17 protein-coding genes are annotated in these 23,252 nt (G+C 75.4%); 10 read left to right on the plus strand and 7 right to left on the minus strand.

The window, feature by feature from the left end; genetic code table 11:
* From AB0B41_RS35850 to AB0B41_RS35860, 3 genes are all read right to left on the minus strand, one after another.
* The coding region (locus AB0B41_RS35850; protein ID WP_358211391.1) for an Hsp70 family protein at nt 1-1,732 on the minus strand (1,732 nt) is incomplete at its 3' end.
* Between the two features lie 192 nt (nt 1,733-1,924).
* Complete coding sequence (locus tag AB0B41_RS35855) at nt 1,925-3,400, minus strand: dynamin family protein (RefSeq protein WP_358211392.1); 1,476 nt, start codon at nt 3,398-3,400, stop codon at nt 1,925-1,927.
* A complete protein-coding gene (locus tag AB0B41_RS35860; RefSeq protein ID WP_358211394.1) occupies nt 3,397-5,229 on the minus strand; it encodes a dynamin family protein in 1,833 nt (610 codons plus the stop codon). The genes AB0B41_RS35855 and AB0B41_RS35860 overlap by 4 nt, the downstream gene beginning before the upstream one ends.
* A gap of 81 nt (nt 5,230-5,310) precedes the next feature.
* On the opposite strand from AB0B41_RS35860, the gene AB0B41_RS35865 reads away from it, so the two are divergent.
* Nucleotides 5,311-6,240, plus strand: coding sequence for a hypothetical protein (locus AB0B41_RS35865; protein ID WP_358211396.1), 930 nt, complete (start codon nt 5,311-5,313; stop codon nt 6,238-6,240).
* Between the two features lie 80 nt (nt 6,241-6,320).
* Here AB0B41_RS35865 and AB0B41_RS35870 read toward each other — a convergent pair whose 3' ends face one another.
* The 3 genes from AB0B41_RS35870 to AB0B41_RS35880 form a co-directional block, all read right to left on the minus strand.
* The gene (locus AB0B41_RS35870; protein WP_358211398.1) at nt 6,321-8,948 is read right to left on the minus strand and encodes a LuxR C-terminal-related transcriptional regulator; all 2,628 of its coding nucleotides are present in this window, start codon (nt 8,946-8,948) and stop codon (nt 6,321-6,323) included.
* Between the two features lie 465 nt (nt 8,949-9,413).
* A complete protein-coding gene (locus AB0B41_RS35875) occupies nt 9,414-10,088 on the minus strand; it encodes a zf-HC2 domain-containing protein (RefSeq protein ID WP_358211400.1) in 675 nt (224 codons plus the stop codon).
* Entirely contained in the window at nt 10,085-10,651 is a 567-nt protein-coding gene (locus AB0B41_RS35880; RefSeq protein ID WP_358211402.1) for a sigma-70 family RNA polymerase sigma factor, read from the minus strand. The genes AB0B41_RS35875 and AB0B41_RS35880 overlap by 4 nt, the downstream gene beginning before the upstream one ends.
* A gap of 224 nt (nt 10,652-10,875) precedes the next feature.
* Between AB0B41_RS35880 and AB0B41_RS35885 the strand changes: the two genes are divergently transcribed.
* The 9 genes from AB0B41_RS35885 (at nt 10,876) to AB0B41_RS35925 (ending at nt 22,114) form a co-directional block, all read left to right on the plus strand.
* Nucleotides 10,876-11,454, plus strand: coding sequence for a hypothetical protein (locus tag AB0B41_RS35885; RefSeq protein WP_358211404.1), 579 nt, complete (start codon nt 10,876-10,878; stop codon nt 11,452-11,454).
* A 22-nt stretch (nt 11,455-11,476) separates the two neighbouring features.
* Nucleotides 11,477-12,469, plus strand: coding sequence for a DUF6529 family protein (locus tag AB0B41_RS35890; RefSeq protein WP_358211406.1), 993 nt, complete (start codon nt 11,477-11,479; stop codon nt 12,467-12,469).
* Between the two features lie 16 nt (nt 12,470-12,485).
* Nucleotides 12,486-12,953 (plus strand): Rieske (2Fe-2S) protein, encoded by a 468-nt coding sequence (locus tag AB0B41_RS35895; RefSeq protein ID WP_358211408.1) that lies wholly within the window; start codon nt 12,486-12,488, stop codon nt 12,951-12,953.
* 140 nt (nt 12,954-13,093) lie between these two features.
* The gene (locus AB0B41_RS35900; protein ID WP_358211410.1) at nt 13,094-15,025 is read left to right on the plus strand and encodes a methylmalonyl-CoA mutase family protein; all 1,932 of its coding nucleotides are present in this window, start codon (nt 13,094-13,096) and stop codon (nt 15,023-15,025) included.
* A complete protein-coding gene (gene scpA, locus AB0B41_RS35905) occupies nt 15,022-17,223 on the plus strand; it encodes a methylmalonyl-CoA mutase (RefSeq protein ID WP_358211412.1) in 2,202 nt (733 codons plus the stop codon). Before AB0B41_RS35900 ends, scpA begins: the two co-directional genes overlap by 4 nt.
* On the plus strand, nt 17,223-18,206 hold the full coding sequence (gene meaB, locus AB0B41_RS35910; RefSeq protein WP_358211414.1) for a methylmalonyl Co-A mutase-associated GTPase MeaB: 984 nt from the start codon (nt 17,223-17,225) through the stop codon (nt 18,204-18,206). Before scpA ends, meaB begins: the two co-directional genes overlap by 1 nt.
* A 340-nt stretch (nt 18,207-18,546) precedes the next feature.
* On the plus strand, nt 18,547-19,416 hold the full coding sequence (locus AB0B41_RS35915) for a YihY/virulence factor BrkB family protein (protein ID WP_358211421.1): 870 nt from the start codon (nt 18,547-18,549) through the stop codon (nt 19,414-19,416).
* A gap of 59 nt (nt 19,417-19,475) precedes the next feature.
* Entirely contained in the window at nt 19,476-19,898 is a 423-nt protein-coding gene (locus AB0B41_RS35920; protein ID WP_358211416.1) for an ester cyclase, read from the plus strand.
* A gap of 32 nt (nt 19,899-19,930) precedes the next feature.
* A complete protein-coding gene (locus AB0B41_RS35925) occupies nt 19,931-22,114 on the plus strand; it encodes an FUSC family protein (RefSeq protein ID WP_358211417.1) in 2,184 nt (727 codons plus the stop codon).
* A gap of 100 nt (nt 22,115-22,214) precedes the next feature.
* Here AB0B41_RS35925 and AB0B41_RS35930 read toward each other — a convergent pair.
* A partial coding sequence (locus AB0B41_RS35930) for an HNH endonuclease signature motif containing protein (RefSeq protein WP_358211419.1) occupies nt 22,215-23,252 on the minus strand: 1,038 nt, incomplete at its 5' end.

Below are 23,252 nucleotides of genomic sequence, written 5' to 3' on the forward strand. Positions count from 1 at the left end.
CAACGAGACCAGACCGCCCTTGGACGCCGCGTAAGCGGCTTGTCCGACCTGTCCCTCGAGCGCCGCCGCCGCCGCCACGGAGCAGGTACACGCCGATCCCTGCCCCGGCCAACACCACGATCACGGCCACGACGGCGAGGACGATCCGCAGCGGGCGGCGCGGGCGGCCGCTCGGCGGCTTGGCGAGGGGCGGGGGACCGGCGGGCGGGCCTGTCGCGGTGTCGGGGGGAGTGGCCACCGCAGTGCCGCCGTCGTCCCGACCAGCACCGGCACCGCTCCCCGGGTCCCTGCCCCCGCCCCCTCCCGCGCGTGGGTCGGGGATCGGACCGGGGCCCACGGGTCCGGACGGCGGGACGCCCGGGGCGTGAGCCTCGGGCGCGGTCGGCTGCACGGGCACGGCGCTCGCCCGGACCTCGGCGGGAGCCGCCGGCGACGGCACGGGCGGTGGAGCCCCGGCCGGCGAGGTGCCCGCTGCCGGCGGGACGGGCGGCGGGGCCTCGGCCGGTGCGGGGCCCGCGGCGGACACACCGGCGAGACCCGCCGCCGCCCCGCCGGCTGCCGCCGTCGCACTGTCGGCCACCGCCACGCCTTCGCCGGAACGTGAAGGCGCCGTCGGGGCGGCCGGGCCCGCGGTGTCCGTCGCCCCTGCCCCGTTGCCGGCGGGGTGCTCGTACGCCGCGGCGAGGGCCGCCGCACCGAGCGCGACGACGTGCTTGGGGTGGGCGTCGACCGCGGTGGGCCGGCCCAGCGCCTCGGACACCATCTGCGACACCAGCGGGATGCGCGACGAGCCGCCCACCAGGAGGACGGCGTGGAGGTCGTCCGGCTCGACCGCCGCGGTCCGCAGCGCCCGGCGGAGGGCGCGGACGGTCGACTCGATCGACGGCCGCATCATCTCCTCGAGCTCGGCGCGGGTCAGCCGCACCTCGGTCTGCAGGCCCGGCAGCAGCACCGGGATGATCGTCTCGATGTCGAAGGAGAGCGTCTCCTTCGCCAGCACGCACTCCTGCCGCAGCCGGAGCAGCGCCGCCGCGTTCTGCCGGTCCCCGTGGTCGAGGGCCGTCACCGCCCCGTCGAGGGTCCGGTCGACGAAGGCGAACACCGCCTCGTCGAAGTCGATCCCGCCCAGGCCCTCCACTCCCTCGGGCACGCCGAGCGTCTCGAAGCCGGAGCCGCCGCGGTGGCGGAGCACCGTGGCGTCGAAGGTCCCGCCACCGAAGTCGTACACGGCGATGACCGCTCCCTCGGGCAGGCGTTCGTTCGTCGCGTAGTGCGCCGCGGCGGCCTCCGGTTCGGTCGTCAGCGACACGTGCTCGACCTCGGCGATCCGCGGCACCGACCCGAACAGCTCGAGCTTGTAGGGCCCCCAGTTCGCCGGGTGCGTCAGGACGACGTGCTCCGCCGGCCCGCCCTCGCGGTCGGCGACCTTGTCGACGACGGCGTGCAGCAGCGAGGCCAGCACGGAGGCGACCGAGTGCGGGGCCCCGCCGAGGACGAGCGGAGTGGGGTCGCCGAGGCGGCGCTTGAACTCGCGGGCGACCCGGTCGGGCTCCATCATCGCCCGGCGGTTCGCGGCGTCCCCGGTGAGGACCGGGCCGTCGCTGCGCCAGAGCACGACCGAGGGGATCGCCGCGCTGCGGTCGCCGAGCGTGGCCATCTCGACGGCGCCCCGGCGGTCGACGGCCGCCGCCGTGTAGGTGGTGCCGAGGTCGATTCCGAGGCTGTAGCCCACCGGGCCTCCTCCAGACGTCACAGGGGGCGGCAACGGCCCGCGGCCTCCCGCCCGGTCAACCTCCCGGCCACCGCCGCACCCGTCATGAGTAGTGCGCTACTCACCCCGGACGCCGGCCGTGGCCCCACTACTCATGCCCGACTACTCATGCCCGACCACTCCTGCCCGACGACGAGCCCGCCGGTCCCCGGGTCAGCCGGGGCCGAGCTCGCCGAGGATGCCCTCGCAGCTGCGCACCAGCAGCCGCGCCGCCTGCCCGACCTCGCGGGACGAGCCGGGGTGCTCGGCACGCAGCTGCCATCGCAGGTGCTGGTCGGCGGCGGCCTTGCGGACCTGCTCGGGTCCGGCGTCGGCGGTCAGGCCGAGCCGGGCCTGCGCGTCCGTTCCCGCCGCCCCCAGCAGGAGCTCGGCCGCGGCCGCCTCGTCGGGGGAGAGCGGGACCGCCCCCGAGCGGACGGCGTCGAGCAGCGCGATCTCGGCGAACTCGTGGGCCTCGGCACGCACCCGCTCGACCTCGCGGGCGAGACCGGACCCGGCCGGCGGCGGGAACCGCCGGACCACCGCCTCGAGCCCCATCAACGCCGACCGGGCCTTGAGGATCTCCGCGCGCGCGGCGAACTGGTCCGCCAGGACCGCCCGCAGCAGCGGCAGGCCGCTGGCCTCCGCCAGCGCCGCCGCGAGGTCGCCGGCGCCGCCGACCTCGCCGTCGCGGACCATGCGGGTGGCGAGCCGAAGCCCGAACATGCCGAACCGGTCGAGCAGCGCGGCGCGCTCGTCGGGCAGCAGCGGGACGTCAGAGGGTGCGCTGCGCAGCCGATCGGCGGTGCGCAGCAGCCGGTCCACGTCCGGCGCGCGCGCCAGCACCTCGATCATGCGGTACTCGCTCTCCCGCAGCGCCGCCGCGGAGGACGCCAGCAGCCCCGCCACCGGCACGACGGTGCGGCACAGCGCCCGGATCCGGGGATCCGCGGCGTAGCGCGTGGCGATCCTGCCCGCGACGTCGAGCGCGTCCGGGCGGGCGTGCCCCACCTCGTCCGCGCGGGCGAGCACGCCCACCGTGTTCACCGCGTTGCGGTCGGGCGATCCGTCCCGGAACGTCTCGAGGAACCGGATGTCCTCACCATGCACGTGGCGCATCAGGTAGACGACGGCGTCGACCTCGGCGGGGCCGGCGTCGAGCTCGGCCTCCGGGGTCAGCAGCGCCTCGGTCCGCTCGCCGAGCCCGGTGGTCGACCCCATCCCGGGGGTGTCGATCAGCGACATCGTCCGCAACGCCGGGGCCGGCCACTCGACCACGAGCCGCTCGACGTCCGCCGCGGTCACCCCCTCGAGCCGGATGTCGAGCGCTCCCTGGACCCGCCCGAACGGCACCTGCTGCGGCGGCCCCGCCCGCGGGTGGAGCACCACGCGATAGGTGATCCCGTCGACGTACCAGGTGACGATGCGCGTGCACTCCCCGGCGTCGGTGGCGGCGAGCTGCTGCCCGACCAACGCGTTGAGCAGCGTGGACTTGCCCGCCTTGACCCGGCCCGCGATCGCGACGCGGAGCGGTTCGGCGAGCCGGTCCGCCACGGCGCGCAGCTCGGGCTCGGCCGGGCTCCCCGCGTACTCGGCGATCGCCGCCCGGACGAGGGCGGCGACCCGCCGGGCGACGTCGGGCCCGCTCATCGGGCCGGCTCCGGGGCGGTCCGCGCGAGCAGGTGCTCCGTGCGGGTGCGGAGGGTGGCGAAGAGCTGCAGGTCCTTCTGCAGCCGGCGCAGCTCGTCGGCGGCGTCCTCGTCGTCGCGCAACGCCTCGCGGGCGGCGTCGACCGCCTCGGCGGCCGAGCGCTGGAGCTCCTCGGCCCGCCGGGTGTACTGCTCGCGCAGGTCCCGCTGCGCCCGTCGGACCGTGTCCCGCGAGTCCTTCGACACCTGCGTCGAGAACTCCTCCACGAACTGGCGCACCGCGGTACGCGCGGCCGCGCGGCGCTTCTCGATCGCCCGGCGCCGCTCCTCGCCCAGCGCGGCGCGGCCCATCAGCAGGCCCGCGATGATGCCGACGGGGCTGGGGATCACCAGAGTCGTCAGATGCGCGAGCATCGTGAACATCATGTAGCCGGAGTACGTCTTCTGGAAGATCGCCATCTTCCCGGTGACCTTCTTCGGGCTCTCGAGCGCGGTCGTGTCGATCGAGAGCTGCGCCAGCACCCCCACCGGCGCCCGGATCGTGAGGATCTGCTTCTCGACCAGCTCGAAGTGCTCGGCGACCCGGTCCGCCAGCTCGTCGGCGGCCTTCGTGAACCGCGCGTAGTTCTCCAGGGTCTCCGCGGCCAGCCGCGACCGCAGCCACTTCTCGAACTCGTCCCAGTTGCGGGCCGGATCGCCCTCCTCGATCGCCCGCTCCGCCTCGGTGAGGACCGCCCGGGTGCGCACCCGGAGATCGAAGTCGACGTCCGAGGAGATGTCGGCGAAGCCGTCGTACAGCACCTGCTGCCACCGTGAGCCGCGGCTGCGCAGGGTGTCCGCCCGCTCCCGCGCGCGGACCAGCTCGGCCCGCACGTCGCCGACGGCCTCCGGGCGACCCAGCGCCGCGGCCCGCGCCAAGAGCGCGGGGACGATCTGCCCGATCACCGACTGCAGGTGGGCGCCCACCGACTGCAGCGCGACGCGCTCCGCGTCCTCGACGACGTCGTCGATCCGGTGGACGAGCGGCGGGAAGCCGGACTCCTCGTTCAGCTCCGCGTCGGCCGCGTCGGCCGCGTCGGACCGCACCTGTGACGAGACGGCGAAGGCCGCCACCGTCACCCCCTCCCGTGCCAGGTGCGCGAGGTCGAGCTCGAGGATGCGCCGCCAGTGCGGATACAGGTCGGTCTTGGTCAGGACGAACAGGACGGTCGGGCAGAGCTCGACCACGGTCCGCAGGAAGCGCAGCTCCGCCGCCGTGAGCTCCTGCGAGGCGTCGGACACGAACAGCACGGCGTGCGCCGAGGGCAGCGCGCTCGCGGTCACCGCGTTGCGGACCGACCCGAGCCCGCCGACCCCCGGCGTGTCCACCACGATCAGCCCGGACTCCAGCAGCGCCCGGTCCACGCCCACCGTCACCGAGCGCAGGCGCCGCCGGTTGCCGGGGTTCCCGCCCTCGGCGACGTGGGCGGCGATCTGCTCGAACGCGATCGTCTCGGTCCACGGCGAGCCGACGTCGCCGTCCGGCGGCTCGTAGGTGGCCCGGGCGTTCGGCTCGGCCGCGAACCGCACGACGGTCGGGACGGCCGTCGCGATGTCGTCGTCCACGGGACACACCGAGGTGGTCAACAAGGCGTTGACCAGCGAGCTCTTGCCCTTCTTGTACTCGCCGACGACGTAGACGGTGACGCCGGATCCGGACAGCAGGTCCCGGGCGCCGCGCAGCCGCTCGACGAGATCGTCCCGGCGGTACGCGTCGGCGCCGTCGATCGCCAGGTCCACGGTCTCGCGGGCGTACCGCACCGCGGCGCTCGGTCCCTGCTGCTGGATCATGCTCCCCCCGGTCCGGCCGCCGACCCCCCGGCGGCCCTCCCGGCGCGGTCGTGGACCGCGCCTCCCGGTCACGGATCAGACGTGCTCGGTCCCGACGTCGTGCGACCCCTCCATGTCGCGGTGCTCCTCGTGGCCGCGATCCTCGGTCCGGCCCTGGTCGTAGCGGTCGTCGTGCCCGGAGCGGACGCCCTGGTGCTCGTACCGGTGCTGGTCGTCGCGGTGCTGGTCGTCGCGGCGATCGTCGTCACGGCGCTCGTCGCGGTGCTCGGTCCGGTGCCGGGGCTCGTCCCGGTCCCGGTCGCGGTGCTCGTCGCGGTCCCGGTCGCGGTAGTCGTCGCGGTCGCGGTGCTCGTCGCCCTCACGCCGGGTGCCCTCGAAGTGCCGGCCGGACTCCCCGTGCTCCCCGCGGTCGTGCTGCTCGCCCCGGTACCCCTCGCGGTGCTCCTCGCGCCCGCGGTGCTCCTCGCGCCCGCGGTGCTCCTCGCGATCCCGGTGCTCCTCGCGCCCGCGGTGCTCCTCGCGCCCGCGGTGCTCCTCGCGCCCGCGGTGCTCCTCGCGCCCGCGGTGCTCCTCGCGCCCGCGGTACCCCTCCTCGCGGTCCCGGTCCTCTTCCCGCCCCCGGTGCTCTTCCCGCCCCCGGTGCTCTCCGCGGTCCCGGTGCTCCTCCCGCTCGCGGTGCTCCGCGCGCTCCCGCTCCTCCCGGTGCTCCTCACGCTCCCGCTCGCGGTGCTCGCGTTCGCGGTGCTCCTCGCGCTCCCGCTCCCGGTGCTCGCGCTCGCGCTGCTCCTCCCGCTCGCGGTCGCGATGTTCGTCGCGCTCCCGCTCCCGTTCGTCGCGGTGCTCCCGCTGCTCGTGCCCGAAGACGTCCCCGCTGCGGGTGTGCTCACCCGTGCTCTGGTCGGCCATGGCGGTCCCTCCTGCCCGTGCCTGTCCCTGGCTCGTCGTTCGTGCAGTGACGACCGGCCGGTCGCCGGGCAGCAGTCTCCGGGCGTTCCGGGTCCGGCGTCGTGAGTAGTCCGGTACTTCCCTGCGCCCCGACGAGCACCGGACTACTCATGCGCGCCCCTCGGTTCGACCGGGAGGCCGGGGCCTCACTCGCCCACCCCCGCCCGCAACGCCACGGCCAGCTCCCGCCTGCCGGGCACGCCGAGCTTGCGGTAGATGCCGTGCAGCACGTTGTCGACCGTGCGGACCGACACCATCAGCTGGGCGGCGATGGCCTTGCTCGTCATCCCCGTGGCCGCGAGCGTCGCGATCTGGGACTCCCGGGACGTCAGCACCCCGGCCGCACCGAGCGACGCCAGGGGCGGGGTCGCGGCGCCCTCGCACCGTCCGGCCCACTCCCGTGCCCGCGTGGCCGCGAGCCGGGACGCGCCCTTGCGGCCGGCGGCCTCGTGCGCGCGGGCGGCCTGGGCTGCGGCCTCGGCGGCCAGCAGCAGCATCCCGTGATGTGCGAAGACGTCCGCGACCTCGCCGAGCGCGCGGGCGTCGCCGGCGGCGAGCGCCCTCGCGTGGCGGGCGTAGGCGGGGGCGATCGGGCCGTCGACCCCCGCCGCCACCTCGGTGATCCGCTCCAGGGCCGCCTCCGCCGCATCGAACCTCACGCACCCGTGCAGCGCCTGCAGCTCGACCTGCCGCTGGGAGATCGCCTGCGCCCGCCGGGCCGCGTCCAGCGCGCGGGTCACCGCGTCACCGCCCTGGGCGGCCGCCGTCCATGCCGCCGCGAGCACCACCGACGCCTCGCCGGCCCCGTCGACCGCCTCCGCCGCCCGCTCGGCGTGCCGGAGCGCCGCCGCCGCGGCGACGGCGTCCCCCCGCATCGCCTCGGCCTCGGCGATCTCCGCCTGCACGAGGGCCAGGAACGGGAACGCGCCGTCCCGGACCGTGCCCGCCGCGTCGTGCAGCAGCTCCAGGGCGGCACCGAGCCGCCCCTGCCGGGCGAGCGCGATGCCGTGCCAGCCCCCGTACAGGGCCTGGGCGACGGGTTGGTGGGCGTCGACCGCACGGCGGTGCCCGGTCTCGGCGAGCGCCTCCGCCTCCGCCAACCGCCCCAGGCCGACCAGCGCGCCGCAGCTCGCCGAGTCCAGGTGGGGGAGCCCCCAGCCGGCCGTCCAGGTCGCCGCTGCCGGAAGCGCCGCCCGACCGCGCCCGGCCGTTGCCAGTGCGGCCTCGTGACGTCCCGTGCCGCACCACGCGTCGGCGGCGACCGCCCGTGCCGGGCCGGCCAGCGGGCCGAGCCGCTCCTCGTCGTCGAGGAGGGGCGCGACCGCGGCGAGCGCCTCGCCGCAGCGGCCCGAGTACGCCAGGTCCGCCGCGCGCAGCACGAGCGACCCGGGGCGCCGCGGGTCGGTCCGGGACGCCCGGTCGGCCTCCACCGCCAGCGCTGCCGCGCGCTCCGGCGCGCCGACGCCCCACTGCAGGATCCCCAGGCGGAGCACCGCCAGCCGGAGCCGTCGCTCCTCGCCGTCCCCGGGCAGACCGGCGAGCACCTCCTCGGCCTCGGCCGGCTCCCCGAGCGCGGTCAGCGCCTGGGCGAGCATCAGGGCCGCGTCGAAGCCGCCCCCGCGAGGGACGGCGGCGCGGGCCACCCGGACCGCGGCCGCATGGTCCGGCTCCGCGACCACCGCTGCGCGCCGGGCGACCGCCACGAGCGTCTCCGACGGGACCGGGAGCCCGCCGGCCAGCCGCCAGGAGGTGGCCCGGATCCGGTCCAGGGGTTCCGTGGCCGGTTCGTCGAAGGTGTCCGCGAGGAGCCGGTGGACCGCGCGCTCGCGCAGCGGCGAGGTCGCCGAGCGCAGCACCTCGCCGTCGATGAGGTGCGCGAGGGACACCCGCACCCGGTCGTCCACCGCGCGCGACACCAGCAGGCCGCGCTGCTCGAGCCGGTCGAGCAGGTCGGCGTCGTAGCGGCGCATCAGGCCGTCGGCGTCGAGGTCGCCGCCGAAGGCCAGCAGCTCCAGCGCCTCCTGCTCCCCGGGGAGCAGCGTCCCGATGCGGGCGCGGACCAGATCGCTCAGGCGGCGGGTCGGGCGCAGGGCTCCCTCCCACCGCCAGATCCCGTCGACCGGGGAGAGGGCGCGCGAACGCAGCCCCTCCTCGACGAACTCGCGCAGGTAGGTCGCGTTGCCGCCGGTCAGGGTGTGCAGCCGCTGCACGGTCGCCCGGCCCACCCGGCCCTCGACGACCCGGCTCAGCAGCTCGGCCGTCTCGTCCTCGTCGAACTCGTGGACGTCGACGCGTTCGACCAGGTTCTCCTTCCACAGGGCGAACACCGGGTCGGGGACGGACACCTCGGTGCGCGCCGCGAGCACCAGGAAGGCCGAGCGCGTCACGGCCAGGTGGTGGAGCACGCTCGCCGAGACGGGGTCGAGGAGGTGGGCGTCGTTGACCCCGACGACCAGGTTGCGCCCGTTCGTGCCCGCGACGAGGTGGCCCGCGACCTGTGTGAGCACCTGCGGCCCCTCGACGGGGTCCGCGCCGACCAGCAACTGGGCGAGCGCGCCGAGGGGGATCTCCGACGCCGAGCGCGTCGCCATCACCCACCGCGCCGTCCAGCCCTCCGCCGCGGCCGCGTCCAGGACCGCCCGGGCCAGCCTGGTCAGACCGGACCCGGCCGGCCCGACCAGCACCACACCCGCCCGGCCGCCGGAGCCGGACCGGATCCGTCGTACCCGCGCCAGCTGCGCGGCGCGCCCCACGAAGGGCCAGTGGCGCACCATCACGGCCGCCCGGGAACCCCGGGAACGGAAGGATCGGGCGACGCGTGCGCGCCCGGAGGAGCGGGAACGACGCGAGCGGGACGGCCGAGAGCGCACCTCACCGGAACCTCACAGGAGAATCCCACCGCCCCGAACCGCCCCCCGCGGATCGGCACCTGGACTCTGCCCACGTGCGGACGTGGTGCCAACCGTGGCCACGGGAATTCATCCGCCTGTCGCAGCGTCCGGAGCGGTCCGGCGCCGGACAACGGCGTTTCGCGCACCTGGGCCGGCCCGCCGATCACGGGGTACGTGCGGCCCCGGCCCCGCCCGCGTCTGCATGCGGGGTCGTTCGACCCGGCCCCCGCCCGCCGTTACCCGGCGACCGGCCTTTCGCGGAGGCAGGGCCCCGGGGTACCTCTCAGAAGGCGAACCGGCGGATCGCCCCCTCGTTCGAAGGGCCTCGGCGTCGGGCCCGGTGGGTTCTCAGACCTTCATCTCCGCGTACCTCTCCCCGGCGGTGTTCTCCACCACCACGCCCGCGACCTGGTCGGCGGGGACGCCGGCGCTGCCGTCGAGGTGGACGCCGCCCGCCTCGCCCTGCGGCGGGACCACCCAGCCGCCGGCGATCTCCCGGGAGCCGTCCCTGGCGACCACGACGAGGCGGCAGTGCTCACCCGCCGGGACGCCCTTGACGTTCGCCGCGAGCCGCACCCAGCCGTTGGCCGGGGTGACGGTGACCGCGGCGGTGACCGCGCCCTGGGTCGCCTCCATGGTCCGGGCGCCCGCCGCCACGGTGGTGGCCGGTGCGGACGGGGCCAGCGCCCGCCCGGCGACGATCCCGCCGCCGAGCAGTGCCGCGGCCACCACCACCGCGGCGACGGCACGGGTCAGCAGGCGCCGGCGGCGCTCCGCGGCGCGCTCGTCGCGGATCTCCCGCAGCGCCCGGTGCAGCACCAGGTCGCTGTCGGGCGGGCCCTCCAACAGGGCCTCGTCGGGCAGCTCGTCGAGCGTCCGCGTCATGGCGCGCAGGTCCTCCCACTCGGCGCGGCACTGCGCGCACCCCTCCAGATGAGCCTCGACCGCCGACTTCTCCTCGGGGGTCAGCAGCCCCAGGACGTGTGCGGACAGCTCGCCGCCGTCGATGCCACAGGTCGTCATCCCGGCACCCCCTCCACGGTCGGGCCGAGCGCGGTGCGCAGGGCGCGCAGCGCGTAGTACGAGCGGGACTTCACCGTGCCCGGGGGCACGCCGAGCACCTCGGCGGCCTCGGGCAGCGTCCGGCCGCGGAAGTAGACCTCGGCCAGGACGTCCCGGTGGTCGGGCGAGAGCCGTTCCAGCGCGGGCAGGACGGTGAGGGCGTCGACGACCCGGTCCGCGTGGTCGCCGGTCGGGACCGGGGGAGCGGCGTCCTCCTCGACCTCCGACGGCCGGGCGCGCTGAGCCCGCACCCGGTCGGTCACCAGGTTCCGGGCGACGGTCAGCAGCCAGCTGCGGACCGAACCGCGGCCGTTGGTCAGCACGTCGGAGTGCTGCCAGGCGCGGACCAGGACCTCCTGGACGACGTCCTCCGCGGCCGCCCGGTCGCCGAGCAGCCGGGTGGTGAACGCCAGCAGCGCCCGCCCGTGCTCGGCGTAGACGGTGCGGATCAGCGCCTCGTCCGGGTCCCGCGGACCCCTGCGTTCCCGGGCGCGTCCCCGCGCCCGTTGACCCGACCCGACCATGCACGCTCCCGGAGAGACGACGGACGACACCGCGGGCGGAACGGGCCGGACCCACCGGCGGTCCCGTGCCCCTGCGGAGCGCGGTGAGGGTAGCGAAGTCCACGTCAACGACACGGACGCACCGAGGCAACGGTTCACCGCAACTTTTTCCCCGAACCGGTGAACCACTTCCCGCCCGCGCCCGTGTTGCCTCCTGAACGCTCCCCCATGAACGAGGTGAACCGATGAGGACACGCGGCCCGATGCTGACGTTGCTCGCCGTGCTGGCGGTCGGCCTGGCGGTGTTCGCCGTGAACACGGTCCTGGCCGGCGGGCCCGCCGACGAGCCGGCCGTGACCGCGACCGCGCAGTCCGGCTCGGCGGGCTCCGACGGGTACGGCGCCCCCGCCGAGGCCCCCACCGCGCAGGCCCCCCAGGCCGCTCCCCAGGCCCAGGCCGCCCCCGAGGCCGCGGCTCCGCAGCAGGCCCCGCAGCAGGCGGCCCCCGCCGTCACCGACTCCGCCTTCGCCGGCCGCTCGGCCGGCAACGAGGTGACCGTCGCGATGGGCGTCGACGGGGACAAGGTCGTCGCGTACGTCTGCGACGGCAAGCAGGTCGAGTCCTGGTTCGAGGGCACCGTCAACGGCGGGAAGCTGCAGCTCAGCGGCGTCGACGGCGACCTGACGGCCGACGCGACGAACCAGGCCGTGTTCGGCACCGTCGCCGTGGGCGACAAGAGCTGGCCCTTCTCGGCACAGCCCGAGGACGCGCCGGCCGGGACGGCCACCGACCGGGCCGTCCTGAAGAAGCTCGGCACCGCCTGACCCCGATCCCCCGGAGAACCCCGTGAGCCGCTCCCCGCGCACCGGTGCCACCGACCTCGGCGACGACCCCGCCACCGAGGCCGGCACCGACCATCCCGGCACCGACCATCCCGAGGCCGCCGCCGCCACCGGCGGCTACCGGCCGGACTACGACCCGGGCCGGTTCGATCCGCCGACCGACCCGAACCTGCCGATCGTCCCGGCGGAGCCCCATCCCCGGGTCGACCCGGGGCTGCAGGAGGCCACCACCTCGATCTTCGCCGCCGTGCCCGCTCAGACCGGGCGCGACGACAGCGTCGACGGCGGCTGGGCCGACCCCACCTGGGGCCACCGCTCCTGGGACCGGCCCGACTACGACGACGAGCTCGAGGAGTTCGACCGGTTCGGCGGCTTCGACCCCGGCCCGCACCCCCACGGCGCCCCCGACGCCGAGGAGCAGACGGACGCCCCGGACGTCGTCGAGGCCCCGGACCATCCCGGCACCCGGCCGGCCGCCCTTCTGGTCCCGACGGTCGTCGGCGTGGCGATCTCCGTCGGGCTCGGCGTGTACGCCCGCGTCCACGAGGGCACCGGCACCGCGATCAACCTGGCCGGCTTCTCCAGCGGGCTCGCGGCCAAGAGCTGGCTGACCGCGGCCGCGTTCGTGCTGGTCCTGGTGCAGCTGTGGACGTCGATGCGGATGTACGGGCGGATCGGGAAGCGCCGCCCCGTCGGCCGCGTGACCGCGACGGTCCACCGCTGGTCCGGGCGTCTGGCCGTGCTGCTGACCATCCCGGTCGCGGTGCACTGCCTCTACGCGCTCGGCTACTCCGACGCGAACCTCCGCGTGCTCCTGCACTCGTTGCTGGGCTGCTTCTTCTACGGCGCCTTCGCCGCCAAGATGCTCGTCCTCCCCAGGCACGACGCTCCCCGCTGGGCCCTGCCCGTCCTCGGCGGCCTGGTGTTCGTCGCGCTGACCGGCCTCTTCCTCACGTCCTCGGTGTGGTTCTTCAGCACCAAGGGCCTGACCTTCTGATCCCCGGAGACCCACCATGAGCTCCCGTCCCGCGCTCCTCACCACCGCCGCCCTGCTGAACCGCAGGACCGTCCTCGCCGGCACGTGCGCCGCCGGGTGCGCCGCGCTGGCCGGCTGCGCCACGTACTCGGCCGCCCCGGAGCCCGAGGCCGCTCCGCAGGCGGGCGGCACGGCCGCGCCGCAGCCCGGCGGCGCGGCGGCCCCGCTCGTGAAGGCCGCCGAGGTCCCGGTCGGCGGCGGTGTGATCCTGGCCGCGCAGCAGGTCGTCGTGACCCAGCCGACCGCCGGGCTCTTCAAGGCCTTCTCGACGACGTGCACGCACCAGGGCTGCGAGGTGACGTCCGTCGCGGACGGCCAGATCGTGTGCCCCTGCCACGGCAGCTACTTCTCCGTGACCGACGGCGCGCCGACCGAGGGACCTGCGAAGAAGCCGCTCCCCGAGAAGGCGGTCACCGTCTCGGGCGACGCCGTCACCCTGGCCTGAGCAGCGGCGATCAGAGTCCGAGATCACGGCCGGTCACGGCTGACCGTGCCTGCGGGCGGTCACTAGACTCCGCACAACCCCGCGTAGCGACGACGCACCACGGCGTGTGCGCTCGCCGGGGTGGGTGAGGAGTTGCGCGGATGACATCAGGCAGGGCACCGCAGGACGCCCCGACCGACCAGGTGGACGAGCAGGAGCTCAGCGAGAACGCCCCGGAGCCGCCGGAGCACCTGGTGCTCGCGGCCGAGTTCTCCGACGCCACCCGCGACCAGTGGGCGGCGGCGGTCGACGGCGTCGTCCGCAAGTCCGGGCGCATCGGCGAGGACGCGCCGCTCGGCGCGGGCGTCGAGAAGCTCGCCTGGGACACCGCCGACGGCATCCGCGTGCAGCCGCTCTACACGGCCGAGGACGTCGCGGACCTGCCCGCGACCGGCGTCCCGGGAGCGCTGCCCTTCGTGCGCGGCTCCCGCGCCGGCGGGCACGTGCCGGACGGGTGGGACGTCCGCCAGCACCACGCGGCGCCCTCCGCGGCGGCGGTGCACGACGCCCTGCTGGCCGACCTCGAGAACGGCGTCTCGTCGGTCTGGCTCGCCGTGGGCGCCGGCGGGATCCCCGTGGCCGAGCTGGGCGCGGCGCTCGACGGCGTCGTGCTCGACCTCGCCCCGGTCGTGCTCGACGCGGGGGAGTCGGCCGCGGAGGCCGCCGAGGCCTTCCTGACCCTGGCCGAGGAGCGCGGCGTCGCGAAGGACGCCCTGCTCGGCACCCTCGGGCTCGACCCGATCGGCCTGCGCGCCCGCGCCGGGTCGGGACCGGACGTCGACTCGGTGGTCCCGCTCGCCACCCGCGTCGCGGGGGAGTACCCGCAGGTGCGGGCCGTGGTCGTCGACGCCACCCCGGTCCAGGAGGCCGGCGGGTCCGAGGCGCAGGAGCTCGGCTTCTCGCTCGCCGCCGGCGTCGCCTACCTGCGCGCGCTCACCGGCGCCGGCCTCGCGGTGTCCGATGCCGCCCGCGTGCTCGAGTTCCGCTACTCGGCCACCGCCGAGCAGTTCCCGACCATCGCCAAGCTCCGCGCCGCCCGCCGGCTGTGGAGCCGGGTGCTCGAGGCGTCCGGCGCCGACGGCCCCGGCCAGGCCCAGCACGCCGTCGTCTCGCCGACGCTGTTCAGCAGGCGGGACCCCTGGGTGAACATGCTGCGCGGCACGGTCGCCGGGTTCGCGGCCGGTGTCGGCGGTGCCGACGCCGTGACCGTGCCGCCGTTCGACATCGCGATCGGCGAGGCCGAGCCCTTCTCCCGGCGCGTCGCGCGCAACACCCAGGCGCTGCTGATCGAGGAGTCGCACCTGTCCCGGGTGATCGACCCGGGCGGCGGGTCCTGGTACGTCGAGCACCTCACGGACGACCTGGCCCGCGCCGGCTGGGCCTTCTTCCAGGAGCTCGAGGCCGCGGGCGGCGCCGTCGCCGCGCTGGACTCCGGCCTGGTCGCCGAGAAGGTCGGCGAGGTCCGGGCCAAGCGGGAGAAGGGCGTCGCGACCCGCCGGACCCCGCTCACCGGCGTCAGCGAGTTCCCGGACCTCGACGAGAAGCCGGTCGAGCGCACCCCGCTGCCGGAGCCCGTGGCCCGCGGCGGCCTGCCGCTCTTCCGGCCGGCGGAGGCCTACGAGGCCCACCGGGACCGGTCGGACGCGATCCTGGCCGAGACGGGCGCCCGCCCGGCCGCGTTCCTGGCCACCCTCGGCCCGCTCGCGGCGTACACCGCCCGGGCCGGGTTCGCGCGCAACCTCCTGCAGGCCGGCGGGATCGCCGGGCCGGAGGCCGGCCCGACCGAGTCGCCGGAGGAGGTCGCCGAGGCCTTCCGCAAGTCCGGCTCCCCGGTCGCGGTCCTCTGCTCCACCGACGCCCTGTACGGCGAGCGGGCCGAGGCCACGGCCGCCGCGCTGCGCGAGGCCGGGGCCACGCGCATCCTGCTCGCGGGCAAGGGTTCCTACGACGGCGTCGACGGGTACCTGTTCGCCGGGTGCGACGCCCTGGCCGTCATCGACGACGTCTACGCCGCTCTGGAGGGGGCGAAATGAGTATCCCCGACTTCACGAAGGTGGACCTCGCGTCCGGTGCGGCGCCCACGGCCGACTGGGCCGGCGGTCCGGAGGCCTGGGAGGCCCCCGAGGGCATCGCGGTCAAGCCGTTCTACGGCGCGGCGGACACCGAGGGCCTGGACTTCCTGCACACCTATCCGGGCATCACGCCGTACCTGCGCGGGCCGTACCCGACCATGTACGCGAGCCAGCCCTGGACGATCCGCCAGTACGCGGGCTTCTCCACGGCCACCGAGTCCAACGCCTTCTACCGCCGCAACCTCGCGGCCGGCCAGAAGGGCCTCTCGATCGCGTTCGACCTGGCCACGCACCGCGGCTACGACTCGGACCACCCGCGCGTGGGCGGCGACGTCGGCATGGCGGGCGTCGCGATCGACTCGATCTACGACATGCGGCAGCTGTTCGACGGGATCCCGCTGGACAAGATGTCCGTGTCCATGACGATGAACGGCGCGGTGCTCCCGGTGCTCGCCCTCTACATCGTCGCGGCGGAGGAGCAGGGGGTGAAGCCGGAGCAGCTCGCGGGGACCATCCAGAACGACATCCTCAAGGAGTTCATGGTCCGCAACACCTACATCTACCCGCCGCAGCCGAGCATGCGGATCATCTCGGACATCTTCAGCTACACGAGCCAGAAGATGCCGAAGTTCAACTCGATCTCGATCTCCGGGTACCACATCCAGGAGGCCGGGGCGACGAACGACCTCGAGCTCGCCTACACCCTGGCCGACGGCGTGGAGTACCTGCGCGCCGGGATCGACGCCGGCCTGGACGTGGACAAGTTCGCCCCGCGGCTGAGCTTCTTCTGGGCGATCGGCATGAACTTCTTCATGGAGGTCGCCAAGATGCGGGCCGCGCGCCTGCTCTGGTCGAAGCTCGTGAACCAGTTCTCGCCGAAGAACCCGAAGTCGCTGTCGCTGCGCACGCACTCGCAGACGTCGGGCTGGTCGCTGGCGGCGCAGGACGTCTACAACAACGTCGTCCGCACCTGCGTCGAGGCGATGGCGGCCACGCAGGGGCACACCCAGTCGCTGCACACGAACTCGCTCGACGAGGCGCTGGCGCTGCCCACCGACTTCTCGGCGCGCATCGCCCGCAACACCCAGCTGCTTCTGCAGCAGGAGTCCGGCACCACCAAGGTCATCGACCCGTGGGGCGGCTCGTACTACGTCGAGAAGCTCACCTACGACCTGGCCCGCCGCGCGTGGGGGCACATCGCCGAGGTCGAGAAGGCCGGCGGCATGGCCCGGGCGATCGACGCCGGCATCCCGAAGCTGCGCGTCGAGGAGGCCGCGGCCCGCACCCAGGCCCGCATCGACTCCGGCCGGCAGCCGGTGATCGGCGTGAACAAGTACGTGGTCGACTCCGACGAGGTCGTCGAGGTCCTCAAGGTCGACAACGCGCAGGTGCGCCGCGAGCAGATCGAGAAGCTCGAGCGGCTGCGCGCCGAGCGGGACTCCCGTTCCGTGGACGCGGCGCTGAAGGCCCTGACCGACTCGGCCGCGGCGATCGCGGACGGGTCGGAGCGCGGCTTCGACCAGAACCTGCTGGCCCTGGCCGTCGACGCCGCCCGGGCGAAGGCCACGGTCGGCGAGATCTCCGACGCGCTGGAGAAGGTGTTCGGGCGGCACTCCGGGCAGATCAGGATCATCTCCGGCGTGTACTCCGAGGAGGCCGGGGCCAGCCCGGCGATCACCCGTGCCCGCGAGCTCGTCGGCGGGTTCGCCGAGGAGGAGGGCCGCCAGCCCCGCATCCTCGTCGCCAAGATGGGCCAGGACGGGCACGACCGCGGCCAGAAGGTGATCGCGACGGCGTTCGCGGACCTGGGCTTCGACGTCGACGTGGGCCCGCTGTTCCAGACCCCGGCCGAGGTGGCGCGGCAGGCCGTGGAGGCCGACGTCCACGTCGTCGGGGCGAGCTCGCTCGCGGCCGGGCACCTCACGCTGGTGCCCGAGCTGAAGGAGGAGCTGGCGAAGCTGGGCCGCGAGGACATCATGATCGTCGTCGGCGGCGTGATCCCGCCGGCCGACGTGCCGCAGCTGATCGAGATGGGCGCCGCGGCGGTGTTCCCGCCCGGCACCGTGATCGCGGAGTCGGCCGTCGAGCTGCTGGGCAAGCTGTCCGCCGCCCTCGGGCACGGGGACCACGCGGGGGCCGGGTCGGAGCACGGCGACTGATGCCCCCGAAGCCGCCGGACGTCCCGGCACTCGCCAAGGGCGTGCTCGACGGCAACCGCACGGTCCTGGCCCGCGCGATCACCCTCGTCGAGTCGAAGCGCGCCGACCACCGGCAGGCGGCCCAGCAGCTGCTCCTGGAGCTGCAGCCGCACGCCGGCGGCGCGACCCGGGTGGGGATCTCCGGCGTGCCGGGGGTCGGCAAGTCGACCTTCATCGAGGCGCTCGGCACCCGGCTGACCGGGGACGGGCACAAGGTCGCGGTCCTGGCCGTCGACCCGTCGTCCACCCGGACGAAGGGGTCGATCCTGGGCGACAAGACCCGGATGGCCGCCCTCGCCGTCGACGACAACGCCTTCATCCGGCCCTCGCCGAGCGCCGGCACGCTCGGCGGGGTCGCCCGGCGCACCCGCGAGACGATGGTGCTGATGGAGGCCGCCGGCTACGACGTCGTGCTGGTCGAGACGGTCGGCGTCGGCCAGTCCGAGGTCACCGTGGCCGGGATGGTCGACACCTTCCTGTTCCTCACCATCGCCCGCACCGGCGACCAGCTGCAGGGGATCAAGAAGGGGATCCTGGAGCTGGCCGACGTCGTCGCGGTGAACAAGGCCGACGGCCCGCACGAGCGGGAGGCGAAGGCCGCGGCGCGGGACCTCGCCGGGGCGCTGCACATGATGGCGCCGGCGAGCGAGCACTGGCGGCCGAAGGTGCTGTCCTGCAGCGCGCAGACCGGGAAGGGCCTGGACAAGGTCTGGGGCACGGTCCTGGAGCACCGTGCGGCCCTGGAGAAGGCCGGTGAGCTCGCGACGCGCCGGGCCGACCAGCAGGTCGACTGGATGTGGGCGATGGTCCGCGACCAGCTCATGGACCGGCTCACCAGCGACCCGGGGGTGAAGAAGCGCCTGCCCACGCTCACCGACGAGGTCCGCACCGGGGAGCTGACGCCCACGCTCGCCGCCCAGGAGATCCTCGAACTCCTGGGCTGACAGGTCCCGGGACCGAGTCCGGGGAGTCGCCCCGGACGCGCCGGGACCCGGACGAGACAGACGGCGCAGGTCGGCGCATGCTGGGGATGTGACGGACGTGGCGGGCCGGTCCCGGGAGCGCGCGCAGGCGCACCCCGGTGGGCCCCCGCGCCCGGAGGGGACCCGGGGGCCCGGCCCGGCCTCGGGAGAGTCCGTCCCGGCCGACGCGCCGGCGCCGAACCCGCCCGATCCGGTGCCCACCCCGCCCGGCACGGAGCCCGCCCCGGCCGACGCCCCGACCGTCCGGCTCACGGCCGGCGGCGACCCCCGGCCGTACGGCCGGCACGGCGCCTGGGTCCTGATGAAGCGCACGCTCGTCCGGGCGTGGGACGACAACATCTTCAGCGAGTCGGCGGCCGCCGCCTTCTGGCAGACGCTGTCCCTGCCGCCGCTGCTCCTGGGGCTGCTGGGCAGCCTCGGCTACATCGGCGGCTGGTTCGGCCCCGACACGATCGATCTCGCCGAGCAACAGATCATCCGCGGCGCGTCCACGGTGTTCAGCGGCAACGTCGTCGACGAGATCATCGCCCCGACCGTCTCGACGCTGCTCACCACCGGACGCAGCGAGCTGGTGTCGCTGGGCTTCGTGATCTCGCTGTGGTCCGGGTCGTCGGCCATGTCGTCGTTCGTCGACGCGATCACCCGGGCGCACGACCAGTACGGCGTCCGCAACCCCGTCTGGCAGCGGACCCTGGCGCTGCTCATGTACATCGTGGCGCTGATCGGCGGGATCATCTCCCTGCCGCTGCTGGCTCTCGGCCCCGACCGGCTGCCGAAGCTGCTGCCCGCCTCCTGGCAGGACCCGGCCGTCACGCTGATCGGCTGGCTGTACTACCCGGTGCTCGGGTTCGGGCTGGTCCTGGCGCTGACCACGCTCTACAAGCTCGCGCTCCCGGCGAAACCGCCCTGGCACCGCGGGCTGCCGGGCGCGCTGCTCGCGGCCGTGGTGTTCCTGGCCGGGGTCACCGGGCTGCGGGTCTACATCAGCTGGCTCACGACCACCGGCTACACCTACGGCGCCCTCGCCGCGCCGATCGCGTTCCTGCTCGCCGCGTTCTTCATCGGGCTCGCGATCGTGCTGGGCGCGCACTTCAACGCCGCGGTCCAGCACTACTGGCCCAAGCGGCTCAGGGACCGGCGGAACATCGTGCCCCAACCGCCCCTTTCGTAACGTTCGCGAGATCCGCTCCGAACGCCCGCGGTCGACGACGACCACGGAGGTGTCCACGCGTGCTGACCCCGGGCGAGACCAAGGACCTGATGCGGCGCTTCGAGGCCGCGATGAACGAGCGCCGGCTCGACGACCTGGACGCGATCATCGCGCCCGACGTCGTCCGGCACTGCGAGGCGACCCCCGGTTCCGTGGTCACGAACCTGGACCAGCTCAAGGACTTCCTGCGGTTCGACGCGTCGGTCTTCCCGGACAACAAGCAGACCTTCGAGCACATCGTCGTCGACGGGGACATGGTCGGCCTCTGGGCGACCTACGAGGGGACGCAGGAGGGCGACTTCGGCCCCTTCCCGGCGACCGGGAAGTACGCGAAGTTCAGCTTCGGGTGCGTGTTCCGGCTGGCCGAGGGCAAGATCGCCGAGTGGTGGGTCACCTGGGACAACATGGCGATCCTCCGCCAGCTCGGGCACCTGCAGGGCTGACACCCGCGGGTGTGCGGGGCAGGATGCCGCACATGACCTCACCGGGGGCGTGGCTGCGCCGTCACGACCCCGGGCTGGTCGCCGTCCGGCGGGCCGCGCGCGTCACGGTCGTCGCGTGCCTGGGGTTCTACGTCTGCCGGTACGTCCTCGGCGAGCCGGACATGGCCGCGTACGCGCTGTTCGGGGCCGTCGCGCTCGGGGCGCTCTCGCAGATCCCCGGCCCGCCGCCCCGCCGCGCGCGGACGCTCCTGGCGATGCTGCCCGTCGGAGCCGTGCTGATCACCCTCGGCACGCTGCTGTCCTTCGACCTCGTCGCCGCGACGGCCGGGATGTTCGTGCTGGGCTTCGCGGTGAGCTACGTGGGCGTGGGCGGCCCGCGGCTGGTGGGGTTGGCCGCCGGGACGCAGCTGCTCTACATCCTCCCGTGCTTCCCGCCGTTCGACCCCGGCTCGCTGGGCTGGCGCATCGCGGGGTTCGCGCTCGCCGTGGTGCTGCTGACGGCCGCCGAGCTGGTGCTCTGGCCCGACCGCAGCCCGCCGCCGTACACCGACCGGCTGGCCGCGGCCGTCGGCGGGCTCGCGGGGTGTCTCGACGCCGTGGCCGACGCCTGGTCCGGTCGAGGCCGGGACCGGCTCGAGGCCCTCCTGCCCGAGGCGGTCGACGCCGCCGAGGCCCTCCGGCCCTCGCAGCTGCCGCCCGGCCAGGCCCCGGCGTCGGCCGGTCGCCGGGACCACGCCCTGGCCACGGCGGCCGGGACGGCGCGCCTGCTGCTCGGGCGGACCGCCGACCTCGCCCTGGCCGACGACCGGGACGCCCCGGACCTGCCCGCCGCCGCGGCCCTGCTGCGCGTGGTGTCCGGCTGTGCCGCGGCCGCCGCCGCGTGGCTGCGCGGTGAGGGCGAGCTCCCGGACACGGACCGGATCGCCGCGGCGCTGCGCGAGTTCCGGGCGGCCCGCGCGGCCGTCCCGCCGGACGGCATCCCGCCGGAACGCCTGCGGCTCGGCTCGATGGCCCTGCAGCTGGGGGAGTGGACGAAGACCCTGGTCACGGCGCTGCGGGTGGCCGGGGGCGCACCGATCCCGCCCGACAGGACGCCGGCCTCGGCCCGGCCCGGGGTCTTCTGGTTCGCCCACGAGCCGGAGTGGGCGCTGCTCTGGCACCGGCTGCGCGAGCACCTCACCCCGCGGTCGGTCTACTTCCAGGGCGCCCTCCGGCTCGCCGTGGCCCTTGCCGTCGCCCGGCTGCTGGCCGGGCTGTTCGACCTCTCCCACGGGTTCTGGGTGCTGCTCACCATCCTCACCGTGCTGCGCACGACGGCGGCCGAGACCCGCGCCCTGCTCCGGCCCGCCCTGATCGGCACCACGATCGGCGCGCTCATCGCGGCCGGCCTGCTCGTGCTGGGCGTTCCGCCGACGACCTACGCGATCCTGCTGCCCTTCGTGATGCTCGTCGGCTTCGCGGCCGGGCCGCTGCTCGGGCCCGGCTGGGCGCAGGCGTTGTTCACGCTCGTCATCTCGCTGGTGTTCGCCCAGGTCAGTCCGGCGGACTGGCACCTCGCCGAGGCCCGCCTGCTCGACGTCGCCGTCGGCGCCGCGATCGGCGTGGTCATCGGCCTGATCGCCTGGCCCCGCGGCGGGAGCGGGGAGCTGCACCGCGCCGCGGCGGAGTTCCTCGCCGACGCCGCGGGCGTGGTCCGCGAGACGGTCCGGGTGGTCGCCGAGGGCGCCCGCCCCGCCGACGCCCTGCCCCGCGCCCGCCGCACCGGCCGCCTCGCCGAGGCCTCCTTCGCGCTGTACCAGAGCGAACGGCACCCGCGCCCGGGCGTCGTGGACTGGCAGGCGACCCTCGTGGCGGGGCACCACGCCGTCCGCGGCGCCGAGGCGCTGGTCCGCGAGTGCCCGACCGGCCGGCTCCTCACCTGCGTCGGCCCGCTCGACCTGGCCGCCGCCGACGTCGCCGCCCGCTTCGAGCACGTCGCCCTCGGCCTCGCCCGCCGCGACCGCACGGCCCTCACCGCGCCGACACTGCCGCCGCCGGACCTGGCCTGGCCCACGGACCTCGGCGTGGACCTCTACCACCTCGCCGACCTGCGGGTCTGGCTCGACGGGCTCCGGGACGACACCTCCCGGGTCCTCGCCGCGTCGCCCGGTGAGCCCGAGCCGTCGGTCGACGTCCGCGTGCGGCTGGCCGGGATCGCGGACGGGGCGCCGGGGTAGGGCTGGACGGCCGCGTCCGTCGCGGGTGTTGCGAGGCGCCGACATGGTCCCGGGGCCTCGAGGGCAGGCCGGAGCGACGGCCCGCCGTGAAGGCGGGCTGTCAGAACGGCGGCTCATCGTCCAGTTCGGTGATCGGATGCGGTGGGGGTCGGGGTTCGTCGTCGTGGTCGTCGGTGGCGGGTCGCCAGACGATCAGGGGCTGGCTTCGGTCGAGGTCGTCGAGGGGGTCGGCGCAACAGGCGTCGTCCTCGTCGCTGACGGGGAGCGGTGGGGGTGGTGGCGGGAGCAGGGGGTCGGCTCGGGTGCGGTATTCGCGGCCGAGGGGGCTGCGCCAGACGAAGACGCCGGGTTCGGGCTGGGTGAGCGTCCAGCCGCGTTGTTTGAGGCCGTGATCGTGGCGGCAGGCCGGGCCGAGGTCGTCGGCGGTGGTGGGGCCGCCGTGGGCGTGGTCGCGGGTGTGGTCGCGGGTGTGGTCGAGGTCGGTGCGGTGCGCGGGGGCGAGGCAGCCGGTGAAGGTGCAGGTGCGGTCGCGGAACTCCACGTGGCGGCGCAACGCGGCGTGCGGGAACCGGTCGCCCGGGGCGTCGTCGAGCGGCCGTCCGCGGGAGTTGGTGATCTCGTTGAGGACCGGTCGCCAGGAGGGCGGGACGGCTGCGGGGTCGGTGGTGAGGTGTTGCAGGAGTGTGGCGTCGACGAGCAGGTCGACCAGTCCCGGTGCGGCGGGGTCGGCGGGTGGGATCGGCGTGTGCGCTGCCGCTCGTGCGTCGGCGGTCGTCGTGGCGGGAGCGATGTCGTCGACGGTGGGTCGCCGGCGGAGTGTGCCGGCGTGGATGAGTCGGCCGTCGGTGTCGGGGAGGGCGTAGCGCCAGGGTGCGCTCTGGTGGGCGCGGACGAGGTCGCGGGTGCTGTGCGTGTCGGTGTCGGGCTCCTCCGACCTCGGCCTTCCTGAGCCGGCAGGTGCCCCCGGTCCACCGCTGCGACCAGTCGCGGTGGCGCGCGCCGGGCCCTCTCGGCGGGACGGGCGACGGTGGGCCGCGTCGGCTGGGCGGGGTGTGTGGCTGGCGAGCAGGGCTTCGGTGATCTGGTCGTCGGTGCGGGTGTGCAGGGAGCCGTCGAGGAACCCGATGAACAGGTCGAC

Origin of the sequence: Pseudonocardia sp. NPDC049154 (genome assembly GCF_040648315.1) — a bacterium.
Lineage (GTDB): Bacteria > Actinomycetota > Actinomycetes > Mycobacteriales > Pseudonocardiaceae > Pseudonocardia.